Raw genomic sequence first — 10852 nt, forward strand, 5'->3', positions numbered from 1 at the left:
ATGTCGGACGCGCCGAGACAATCCTCTGGGTGATCGACCGTCTCGACGTGGCCGCCCGCGTCGACCACGATCATCGGCGTGGTGGACACCGTCGACCGGGACCGGCGACTGCTCCTGCTCTCGGTGTGGGCGTCGGGTGCCTTCGCCGTGCTCTCGTCGGTGTGGGGCGTGCTGAGCGGCTCGTCGATGATCGTCTTCGACGGCCTCTACTCGTTCGCGAGCATCGGGCTCTCGATGCTGGCCGTGCTCGCCCTGCGCACCTCGCAGCAGGGCGCCGACGAGCGCTACCCGTGGGGCCGGGAGATGTGGGAGCCCGTCGTCGTGGTGGTCAAGGCCGTCGCGCTCGGGGCGCTGTGCGTCTACGCGGTCGTCGGCGCGGTGGCCGACCTGCTCGCCGGCGGCCGCGAGGTCTCCACCGGCTGGGCGCTGGCCTACGCCGTCGTCGCGACGGCCGCCGGGATCGTCGTCACGGTCCTCATGCGCCGCGGTGGGCGCTCCGACCTCGTCCGGGCCGAGGCGGCCGAGTGGCTGGGCGACACCCTGCTCTCGGTCGGGGTGCTGGTCGGGTTCGTGATCGCGGCGGTGCTCGTCGCCTCCGGTCACCCCGACCTCGCCGCGTACGTCGACCCGGCGATGGTGGTCATCGTGTCGCTGGCGTTCCTGCGGGTGCCCGCCCGCCTGGTCGGCGGCGGGATGCGGGAGATCCTCGAGATGTCCCCGCCGGCCGAGACCCAGGCGGCGCTGACCGCGGCCGTCGAGGAGGTGCGCGAGCAGTTCGGGCTCGCGGAGTCGTTCCTGCGGGCCTCGAAGGTCGGGGGCCGGGTGGACGTGGAGGTGGACTACGTGGTGGGGGAGGGATCGACGGTGCGGACGGTGGCCGACGGGGACGTGGTCCGGCAGGCCCTGCACGAGCGGCTCGCGGCGCTCGGCTACGAGCGCTCGGTGGTCGTCGCGTTCACGACCGAGCGGCGGTGGGCGCTGTGAGCCCCGAGGTGGGTACCGCGAGCGCGGACAGGACGGTGCGCCGCGACCTGGTCGTGCACCTGCGCCGGCCCGAGGATCTGCTGACGGTCGACCCGGCCGCGCTGCTCGAGCCCGACGGCGACGACGCGCGGATCGTGCCGGGGGCCCAGGAGCTGCTCGACGAGGTCCTGGCGCGCCGGCGCCAGTCGCGGCGCGGCGACCGCGTGGTGCTCACGCTGCCCGCGAGCACCGCGGCGGAGGACCTCGAGACCGTCACGGCGCGCCTGACCACGGCCCTGCACCGCTGGTGCCGCCGCGGCATCGAGGGCGACGAGCGGGAGCAGGACGTCATGCGGCGTCTCGGCGTCGCCTCGCTGCGTCCGGGCATCCCGCTCTTCGGAGTCGGCCTGCTCTTCTCCACCGACTTCCTCGCCCCGGACGTCCCGGAGTTCTTCCAGAACCTGCTGGGCAACGGCGTCTTCCTCGTCATCGCCTGGGTCGGGCTCTGGTACCCGCTGGACTCGCTGTTCTTCGCCCGGCTGCCGGTCAAGCGGCGCAGCAAGGCCCTCGACGCGCTGCTCGCGATGCCGGTGGAGGTGCGCCTGCGGGAGGCTGCTCCGACCGAGTGACAGCTCACCGCCGGACAGGTGAGCTTTCGTGCGCTTCGCGTCGCTGTGGGTGGATCCTCCCGCGCAAGGGGATGTCGGCGACGGAGTCGAGCGATGGGGTCAGGGCTCGAGCACGCGCACGAGAAGTGGCTGGACCTCGTCGCCGACATGGTCGGACGTCCACTGATCGGCTGGCCGGCACCCGAGATCCTCTCGCTGCTCGCGGCGAGCTTCGAGGCCCCGGCCGCCGTGTTCTACACGCAGGAGGGTGCCGAACCGATCGAGCAGGTGTCGGCGCCGGCGGACCTCTACGGCGGGTACCGCGCGGAGGTCGAGCGATGGAGCGCCGAGAACGCCTTCCGTGAGCATCCGCTCCTGCGCTTCTACCTCGCGACCGGCCGGTGCGAGGTGATGCAGGTGGCCGACGTGCCCGAGCGCTTCGCCGGTCGCCGCGTGCAGGAACGCTGGCGTGTGGTCTGCGACGACCTGCTCGGCGCCGACGTCGTCTCCCAGGTCTCGATGCCCCTGCGGCTCGGACCGCGGACGAACCGGTCGTTCCTCGTCGGGCGGTGCGACGCCTATGCCGCGGAGGAGATGGCGCTGCTGGGAAGGGTGCAGCGGGTCCTCATCGGCCTCGACCGCCAGATCGCCGCGCACGCCCGCTGGTCGGCGCGCACCGGTGCCCACGCGATCCCGGTGGCCGGCGAGGTGGGGCTGACGCCGCGCGAGAGCGCCGTGCTGGACCTGCTCGCCGCCGGCGGCACCGCCCGGGCCATCGCGCGACGGCTCGCGGTGGGGGAGCGGACGGTGCAGAAGCACCTGCAGCGCATCTACACGAAGCTCGGTGTCGCCGACCGGCTGGCGGCGGTGCAGCGCGCCCAGCTCATCGGCCTGCTCCCGCCGCCGGGGCTGGTGCGTACGTAGTTCCCGCCCTGTCGCGCTCGTCACGATCCTCCGCCAATGGGTCGAGCGCGATGCGGTCGTCCGCTTCGCGTCGTCACCACCACCCAGGGGAGGACCCATGCTCGCCACCACCGACATCCACAGCCGCCTCGACGAGGTGCGCGCCAAGATCGCCGAGGCCCTGCGCGACGTGCAGGCCGACAGCGGCGCGTCCGTCGTCACGGTCGCGGTGGTCGGGGAGTTCGACAGCAAGGGGGCGAAGGCCGACGGCGCGGAGAACGCCCGCGACGCCGTGATCGAGCTGGAACAGGCCGCGGACAGTGCGCGCGTGGCGGCCGCGGCGGACCCGGGCCTCGGAGGGGCGGCCCGGGAGTCCGTCGAGGCCGCCCACCTCGCGATCTGCATCCTCAAGACCGAGGTCTGAGGCGGGTGCGCCTCCGGCGCACGTGAGCACTTCGGAGTGCCCGAGCACTCCGAAGTGCTCACATGCCCGGAGGGCACACGATCGCAACGCCGCCGACGCGGCGGGGCAACACACACGCCCTTCACTCGTCGGCGACCCACCACGCGGTGGGGCGCGTCTAGGGTTCCGCCGGCTCCGGCCGGGGCTGGTCCGAGAGACGCAGGCACCGGGCGCGCCCCGGTGCTCCACGGCGGGAGAAAAGCCCGGGAGATGACCGACGTCCGGTCGTCTCGGTGAGGCGGCCGGCGACCCCGGGAGTCGCCCGTGCAGATCGCCCCGTCCCTCCCCGCCCCCCACGGCGGCCCGCCCCGGAAGGCCCCGCGCCACGGCCCCGAGGCCGCCCGCGCCGTCGAGGTCGAGGCCACGCTGGGCCACGCAGGTCGCGACGCCGAGATCGCCCGCGGCCTGCAGATGGGCCTCGAGGCCGCCGACTCGGTGGTCGACCGCACGATCCCGCTGTTCTCCCGCGGCGAGCTGCCCCACTTCGCCGGCATCCCGACGTTCATGAAGGCGCCGTTCGTCGAGGACGTGCGCCGGTGCGGCGAGTACGACGTCGCGATCGTCGGCGCACCGTTCGACGGCGGTACGACCTACCGGCCCGGGACGCGGTTCGGGCCCAAGGGCATCCGCGACATCTCGCTGCTCTACGGCACCTACTCGTTCGAGCTCGGCGTCGACCTGCGCGAGTCGATCACGATGTGCGACGTCGGGGACATCTTCACGATCCCGGCGAACATCGAGAAGACGTTCGACCAGATCACCAAGGCCGTCAGCCACGTGTACGCGTCCGGGGCGTTCCCCGTGGTGCTCGGCGGCGACCACTCCATCGGTTACCCGACCAGCCGCGGCGTCGCCGAGAACCTCGGCGACGGCAAGCTCGGGATCATCCACTTCGACCGCCACGTCGACACGCAGGAGACCGACCTCGACGAGCGGATGCACACGACCCCGTGGTTCCACGCCACGGACCTGCCGAACGTGCCGCCGGAGAACCTCGTCCAGATCGGCATCGGCGGCTGGCAGGCGCCGCGGCCCGGCGTCGAGGTCGGCCGCGACCGCGGCACGACGATCATGACGGTCACCGACTGCGTCGAGATGGGCATCGAGGCCGCCGCGGAACGGGCCCTCGAGGTGGCCTGGGACGGCGCCGACGCGGTGTGGCTGTCGTTCGACGTCGACTGCCTCGACGCCGCGTTCGTGCCCGGGACCGGCTGGCCCGAGCCCGGCGGGTTCCTGCCCCGCGAGGTCCTGAAGTTCATCCAGCTCATCGCCGACGCCCGCCCACTGGCCGGGATCGAGATCGTCGAGTGCTCCCCGCCCTACGACAACGCCGAGATCACCGCGCTGATCGCGTGCCGCGTCATCTGCGACACGCTCGGGTGCCTCGTGCGCTCCGGGCACCTGCCGAAGGGGAGCGGGTCATGATCATTGTCGGAGTGGCGATCGGGGTCGTCATCGTCGTCGCCGTGGGGCTCCTGGTGGCCCGGCGCGTGGACGGCGACTCGACCAACTTCCTCGTCGCCGGCCGCTCGCTGCTCCTGCCGCTGTCCGCGGCCGGGCTGATGGGCCAGGCCGTCGACTCGAACGCGACGCTGGGCAACATGGACCTGAGCTTCTCGCTCGGGTTCTGGGCGGGTGCCTCGCTCCCGCTCGGGCTGTCGCTGTGCCTGCTGATCACGGGGCTGTTCTTCGCGGCGCGCATGAACGCGATGGGCCTGTTCACGCTGCCCGACTTCTACCGCCAGATCTACGGCCGCGGCGTCGAGGTCACGGCCTCGGTGCTGATGATCGCGAGCTTCTGCATCCTGCTCGCGGGCAACCTCGTGGCGGGCGGCTACCTCTTCGAGCGGTTCCTGGGCACGTCCTACACCGTGGGCGTGCTGATCATCGTCGCCGTCGTCCTGGCCTACACGATCACGGGCGGGATGTTCTCCGACGCCTGGACCGCGCTGATCCAGATGGTGATCACCGTGGTCGGGTCGCTGTCGCTGCTGGTGTGGACCACGGTGCACTTCGGGCTCTCCGCCGCGCCGGGGACGGGGCCGTTCGACCTCGAGCAGCTGACGACGGCCGCCGGCGGTGCGCCGATCAACTGGGCGACGCTGATCTCGCTGGGCATCGGTGACATCGTCGCCATCGACTTCATGCAGCGGATCTTCTCGGCGCGCTCCCCGCGGACGGCTCGCAACGCGTGCTTCACCGCCGCGGTCCTCACCGCCGCCGTCGGGATCTGCTACGCCCTCGTCGCGCTCGCGGTCGGCAGCGCGCTCGGGCCGGACGCCGAGACGCCGATCCTGTTCACGCTGCTCGGGCAGTTCGCGCCGGCGTGGCTGGCGATCCTCGTGCTCTCGGCGATCGTGGCGGCGTCGTGCTCGACGGCCAACGGCGTCATCCTCGGCACGGCGTCGGTCGCGGTGCGCAACATCCGGGGCCTGCGCGACCCGTCGATCGGCACCGGCTCGTCGCGGACGGACCCGCTGCTGCGCGCGGTGCGCGCGACCATGCTGCCGGTGGTGGGGGTGTCGATCCTGTTCGCGCTGCAGGTCCCGCAGACCGGCATCCTGCTCACGCTCGCGTTCGACCTGCTGCTCGCGTGCCTGCTCGTGCCCTTCGTCGCCGGGCACTGGTGGCCCCGGCGGGCGACGCGGGCGGCGGCGGTCGCGGCGATCGTCGTGGGCCTCGTCGTGCGGCTGACGCTCTTCGCGCTGACCCCGACGATCTTCGGCGCGGACAACACGCTGCTCTACGTGCCGAACGACCTCGTCGGCCCCGGCTTCGACGGCTACCCGACCTTCCTCGGCTTCGCGGCGTCGCTGCTGGCCTTCGTCGTCGTCGCGCTCCTGCGCCCGGCCCGCGAACCCGCGGTCCTGAGCCGCCGGGAGGACCTGGTGCCTGCTGGCACGTGAGCAGTTCGGAGTGCTCTGGCACTCCGAAGTGCTCACGAGCCCGCAGGGCACCTATCCCCGGTCGAGCATGGCCTCCTCGTAGTCCAGCTCGCGGAGCATGTCGCGCAGGATGCCCTCGTCGATCCGACCCATGTCGCGGAAGCGCACGAACGTCGCGCGCTCGGCGGTGAGCATCTCCCGGCGCAGCCGGGTGAACGCGACCGACGGGGCCTCGCCGATCTCGTCGTCGGAGCGCCCGAGGCGTTCCCACGCGCCGTTCGAGCGGTGCTGCGCCCACGTGCGCAGCTGTTCGGTGACGTGTGCCGGGGTGCCGTCGTCGGCGAGGTCGTCGAGGCGCGCGATGGCGGCCTCGGCGGCCGCCTGCTTCACCGCGGCCTCGTCGAGGACGTCGCGCTGGCCGCCCTGGTCGCGGACGTGCAGGCGGCGGATCAGCGCGGGCAGGGTGAGGCCCTGCACCAGCAGCGTCCCCACGGTGATGACGAAGGCCGCGAACACGACGACGTCGCGCCCGGGCATGCCGCCGGCCCCCGCGGGGATGGCGAAGGCGGCCGCCAGCGTGACCACCCCGCGCATCCCGGCCCACGAGATGACGAACGGGCCGCGCCAGGACAGCGCGGGACCCCGCCGCCGGACCCGGGGGATCAGCCGGGACAGGTAGATCGTGGGGAACACGAAGACGAACCGGGCCAGGATCGTCACGACGAGCAGGGCGAGCGAGACCAGCAGGATCCGGCCGGCGTCGGTGCCGAGGCCGTCGACGACGATGCGCAGCTGGAGCCCGATGAGGCCGAACACCAGCGCCTCGAGCAGCGTGTCGAGCGCCTTCCACACCGCCTGGTCCTGCAGCCGCGTGGCGTAGCCGGCCTCGGTGGCCTTGTGCCCGAGGTAGAGCCCGGCGACGACGACGGCGAGCACCCCGGAGGTGTGCAGCTCCTCGGCGAGCAGGTAGATCACGAACGGCACGAGCAGGCCGACCGAGCTCTCCAGCACGCCGTCGTGCAGCCGCAGCCGCACCTGGTGCAACAGCCAGCCCGCGCCCGCGCCGATCAGCACCCCGCCGACGGCCGCGAGCGCGAACTCCCCGAGCCCCTCGAGGACGGTCGCCCCGGTGCTGACCGTGGTCGTCGACATGGCGGCCGCGAGGAGCACCCGGAACAGGGTCAGGGCGGTCGCGTCGTTGAGCAGGCTCTCGCCCTCGAGGATCGCCATGATCCGCCGGGGGAGGCCGAGCCTGCGGCCGATCGACGCGGCCGCCACCGCGTCCGGCGGTGCGACGACCGCCCCGAGCACGAGGGCGCTCGCCAGCGGCAGCTCGGGCACGAGGAACCACGCGGCCACGCCGACCACCGCGGTGGAGAACACGACCAGCCCGACCGCCAGCTGGCTGATCCGCTTGATGTTCTCCCGCAGCCGCAGCGTCGAGCTCTCCAGCGAGGCCGAGTAGAGCAGCGGCGGGAGCACGAGGAACAGCACGAGGTCGGGGTCGAGGGGCACCGCCGGCATGCCGGGCACGAAGGAGACCGCGAGCCCGACGACGACGAGCAGCAGCGGCGCCGAGAGCGAGAACCGGCGCGCGACGGCGGTGACGGCGAGCGCGAGGACGAAGACGAGCAGGAGGGCGCGCGGGTCGGTCTCGGTCACGGCGCGGTCCCTCCGGGCCGGGCGTGCACGCTGACCGCGTAGCCCCCGCCGGCGTAGGCCTCGGCGCCGTCCCAGTCGGCGGTGCGGTGGGTGCGGACGAGGCCGGCCTCGTGGCAGGCGGTGTCGTAGTCCTCGAGCGTCGGGAAGGCGACGCCCTCGGGCAGCGTGAACGGCACGTGCGCGGCGTCGAGCCCGAACCCGGCGACGAGGAGCCCTCCGGGACGCAGGTGTCGGGCGAGGACGGCGACCACGCGCGCGTGGGTTCCCGGCGTCAGCAGCGGCCACAGGTTGCCCGCGGCGACGACGGCGTCGACCGGGTGTCCGAGGTGCAGGTCGACCAGGTCCACGAGGTGCCACTCGACGCCGGGGGCCGCGGCGCGCGCCTCGGCGAGCATGGAGGGGTCGAGGTCGGCGCCCACGACGCGGTGCCCGAGGCGGGCGAGGTGGATCGCGACGCGCCCGGTCCCGCACCCCGCGTCGAGGACGTCGGAGGGCCGCTCGCCGAGCAGGGCGTGGACGCGCCGGGCCTCCCCGTGCAGGTCCTCGCCCTGCGCCTCGAGCGCGGCGAACCGCTGGGCGTACCCCGGTCCGGCGGTCCCGCCGGTGACGGCGAGCCAAGGGTTCTCGGGCACCGGCACACTCTAGGACCGGCGCGACCGAGGCACGCCGCACACCGGCCGCCGTATGCGAATCTCTGCATGTATTGTCCGGGGCGTGGGACACGGACACGGTCATGGCGGCCACGGCGGCGACGACCGTCGCCGGCTCGGGCTCGCGCTCGGCATCACCGCCCTGGTCCTCGTGGTGGGCGCCGTCGGGGCGATCGTCACCGGCTCCCTGGCCCTGCTCGCCGACCTCGGGCACGTCGGCACCGACGTCGTCGCCCTCGCCACCGCGCTCGCCGCCTCGGCGCTCGCGGCCCGCCCCCCGAGCCGTCGCCGGACCTTCGGGCTCGGCCGCGCCGAGGTGCTCGGTGCCGCGCTGAACGCGGTGCTGCTGCTCGGCGTCACCGTGTGGGTCGCGATCGAGGCGGTCGAGCGCCTGGTCACGCCCACGGAGGTGCCCGGCGGCGGCCTGCTGCTCTACGGCCTCGTCGGCCTGGTCGGCAATCTCGTCGCGCTCGCGGTGCTGCAGCGCGGCAGCGGCGGGATGAACGTGCGCGGCGCGGCCCTGCACGTGCTCGGCGACGCGCTGGGCTCGGTGGCGGTGCTCGCCGCGGCGACGGTCACGCTGACGACGGGCTGGGCCTACGCCGACACGATCGCCTCGCTCGTCATCGTCGCGATCCTGCTGCCGCGCACCGTGGCGCTGCTGCGCGAGACCGGGCACGTCCTGCTCGAGGGCGCGCCGGCCGGCATCGACGTCGACGAGGTGCACGCCGTGCTGCTCGAGGTCGAGGGCGTCGCCGAGGTCCACGACCTGCACGTCTGGGCCATCAACGACCGCAGCCCCGCCGTCTCGGCGCACCTCGTGATCTCCGACGAGGGCTGCGCCACCGCCGACTGCGGCGAGCACGGCGTGCTCGACCGCGCGACGACCCTGCTGCGCGACCGCTTCGGGCTGCACCACAGCACGCTGCAGGTCGAGGCGCCCGAGCACGCCGACCACGAGCAGGCGTGCGAGCCGTTGGTGACCCCGCGGCCGTCGCGTGCCGGCGGGTCCCCGCCCGGCTGAGATCAGGACGCGGCCGCGAACGCGCGCCGGTGCTCGGAGGGCGTGCGGCCGAACGCGTCGAGGAACGCGGTGCGCATCGTCTCGGTAGACCGGAAGCCGCAGCGCGCCGCGACCCGGGCGAGCGGCACGTCGGTGGTGGCGAGCAGGTGGGCCGCGGCCTCGGTGCGCGCGCGGCGCACGTGCTCGGCCGGGGTGCGGTCCAGGTGGGCCCGGAACAGACGCGTGAGGTGGCGTTCGCTGACCCCCGCGAGCGCGGCGAGGGCCGGCGCGCCGAGGTCGCCGTCGAGGTGCTCCGCGACGTGCTCGACGACGCCGCGCACCACGTCGTCGGCGGGCGCCGGCGCGGCGACGTGCATGCTCATCTGCGCCTGGGTGCCCGGACGCTGGAGGTAGGTGACGAGCGCCTGCGCCGCCCGCCGGGCGAGGGCGGGGCCGTGGTCCTCGGCGACGAACGAGAGCGTGAGGTCCAGCGCGCTGGTGACACCCGCCGAGGTCGCGATGCGCCCGTCGCGCACGAAGATCGGTCCCGGGTCGACGGTGACCGCGGGGTGCTCGCGCGCGAGGCGGGCGGCGAAGCCCCAGTGGGTCGTGGCCCGGCGCCCGTCGAGGAGACCTGCGGCGGCGAGGACGCTGGCGCCGGTGCACACCGACGCCACCCGGCGCGCGTCACGGGCGAGACGCCGGACGTGGGCCACGAGGGTCTCGTCGCGCGCCGCGGCGTCGCTGCCCATCCCGCCGACCACGACGAGCGTGTCGACCGGCGCGGTGTGCCGCTCGAGCGCGCCGTGCGCCTCGAGGCGCAGCCCGGGCCGGCAGGTGACCGTCCGCCCGCCCGGCGTGAGCAGGCGCACCCCGTAGCGCGGGGTGGCGCCGAGGTCGCCGGCCACCGAGAACGTCGTCGTCACGCACGAGACGTCGAGCAGTTCCGCGTCCTCGTAGGCGACGACCGCCACGCTCGGGTCCACGGCCCGCAGCGTAGCGCCGGGCCGGTCCGTCCGGACGGGGTGCGCAGGAATCCGGACAAGCTTGTCGGATACGCCCGGGGGGTATCCGTCACGGGTCCATCGTCGTGGCCATGAGCACCGACGTCACCACCACCCACCCGGCCCACGCCACCCGCCCCGCCCGCCTGTCGGCCGTCCTCCGGCGTCGCTGGCCGGTCGCGGTCGGGCTGCTCGCGGCCGTCGCGATCGTCCTCGCCGGCCCGCTCGGTCCCGCCGACGTCGCGACCGGCGTCGCCGTCGCGGTGTCCTGCTACCTCGCCGCGGCCGCCTTCTCCCGGCCCTGGATGGCCTGGGCCTGGTGCGGGGTCGGCACCGTGCTCGTCGTGGCGTCCCGGCTGCTCGACGTCTCGCCGATCCTGGTCAACGGCGTGGCCGCCGTGGCGCTGGTGGTCGTGGGGATCGTGCGGGGTGCCGCGCGTCCGGCGCTCGCCCGCCAGACGGCCGGTCTCGTGCTCTACGGCGCCCTCGTCCTCGTCGCCCTCACCGTCCCGCCCGGGCCCGGGCTCGCCGTCGCGGCGCTGGCCCTCATCGGGCACGGAGCGTGGGATCTCTGGCACCTGCGCCGCCACCGTGACGACGTCTCGCCGTCGCTCGCCGAGGCCTGCGTGGCGCTGGACGTGCCCGCCGGCGTGGCGGTGCTGCTCCTCGCGTTCGTCGTGTGATTCAACATCCCGGTAACACGGGGCGCCT

Annotated in this window: 11 protein-coding genes and 1 riboswitch; of the genes, 8 read left to right on the forward strand and 3 right to left on the reverse strand. The window is 74.1% G+C overall.

Annotated features, from left to right (window positions below; all coding sequences use genetic code 11):
- Window positions 1-78 precede the first annotated feature (78 nt).
- From ACR9E3_RS27675 to ACR9E3_RS27700, 6 genes are all read left to right on the forward strand, one after another.
- Window positions 79-984, forward strand: coding sequence for a cation diffusion facilitator family transporter (locus ACR9E3_RS27675; RefSeq protein WP_460384040.1), 906 nt, complete (start codon window positions 79-81; stop codon window positions 982-984).
- The gene (locus tag ACR9E3_RS27680; protein WP_460384042.1) at window positions 981-1592 is read left to right on the forward strand and encodes a hypothetical protein; all 612 of its coding nucleotides are present in this window, start codon (window positions 981-983) and stop codon (window positions 1590-1592) included. Before ACR9E3_RS27675 ends, ACR9E3_RS27680 begins: the two co-directional genes overlap by 4 nt.
- 93 nt (window positions 1593-1685) lie before the next feature.
- Window positions 1686-2495: a helix-turn-helix transcriptional regulator gene (locus tag ACR9E3_RS27685; RefSeq protein WP_460384044.1), complete on the forward strand. Its 810-nt coding sequence runs from the start codon at window positions 1686-1688 to the stop codon at window positions 2493-2495.
- 97 nt (window positions 2496-2592) lie between these two features.
- Window positions 2593-2898: a hypothetical protein gene (locus ACR9E3_RS27690; protein WP_460384046.1), complete on the forward strand. Its 306-nt coding sequence runs from the start codon at window positions 2593-2595 to the stop codon at window positions 2896-2898.
- Between the two features lie 146 nt (window positions 2899-3044).
- Window positions 3045-3149, forward strand: a riboswitch (guanidine-I (ykkC/yxkD leader).
- A gap of 52 nt (window positions 3150-3201) precedes the next feature.
- The gene (locus tag ACR9E3_RS27695; protein ID WP_460384048.1) at window positions 3202-4362 is read left to right on the forward strand and encodes an agmatinase family protein; all 1161 of its coding nucleotides are present in this window, start codon (window positions 3202-3204) and stop codon (window positions 4360-4362) included.
- On the forward strand, window positions 4359-5843 hold the full coding sequence (locus ACR9E3_RS27700) for a sodium:solute symporter family transporter (protein WP_460384050.1): 1485 nt from the start codon (window positions 4359-4361) through the stop codon (window positions 5841-5843). Before ACR9E3_RS27695 ends, ACR9E3_RS27700 begins: the two co-directional genes overlap by 4 nt.
- Before the next feature lie 51 nt (window positions 5844-5894).
- Here the strand turns inward: ACR9E3_RS27700 and ACR9E3_RS27705 are convergent, their stop codons facing one another.
- Both ACR9E3_RS27705 and ACR9E3_RS27710 read right to left on the reverse strand, forming a co-directional pair.
- On the reverse strand, window positions 5895-7484 hold the full coding sequence (locus ACR9E3_RS27705) for a Na+/H+ antiporter (RefSeq protein ID WP_460384052.1): 1590 nt from the start codon (window positions 7482-7484) through the stop codon (window positions 5895-5897).
- Window positions 7481-8116 (reverse strand): class I SAM-dependent methyltransferase, encoded by a 636-nt coding sequence (locus tag ACR9E3_RS27710; protein ID WP_460384054.1) that lies wholly within the window; start codon window positions 8114-8116, stop codon window positions 7481-7483. Before ACR9E3_RS27710 ends, ACR9E3_RS27705 begins: the two co-directional genes overlap by 4 nt.
- An 82-nt stretch (window positions 8117-8198) precedes the next feature.
- On the opposite strand from ACR9E3_RS27710, the gene ACR9E3_RS27715 reads away from it, so the two are divergent.
- The gene (locus ACR9E3_RS27715; protein WP_460384056.1) at window positions 8199-9158 is read left to right on the forward strand and encodes a cation diffusion facilitator family transporter; all 960 of its coding nucleotides are present in this window, start codon (window positions 8199-8201) and stop codon (window positions 9156-9158) included.
- 2 nt (window positions 9159-9160) lie between these two features.
- Here ACR9E3_RS27715 and ACR9E3_RS27720 read toward each other — a convergent pair whose 3' ends face one another.
- Window positions 9161-10123, reverse strand: coding sequence for a GlxA family transcriptional regulator (locus tag ACR9E3_RS27720; RefSeq protein WP_460384058.1), 963 nt, complete (start codon window positions 10121-10123; stop codon window positions 9161-9163).
- Window positions 10124-10233: 110 nt separating this feature from the next.
- On the opposite strand from ACR9E3_RS27720, the gene ACR9E3_RS27725 reads away from it, so the two are divergent.
- Complete coding sequence (locus ACR9E3_RS27725) at window positions 10234-10824, forward strand: hypothetical protein (RefSeq protein WP_460384060.1); 591 nt, start codon at window positions 10234-10236, stop codon at window positions 10822-10824.
- The last annotated feature ends 28 nt before the right edge of the window (window positions 10825-10852 follow it).

It is taken from the genome of Actinomycetospora sp. C-140 (assembly GCF_054796175.1).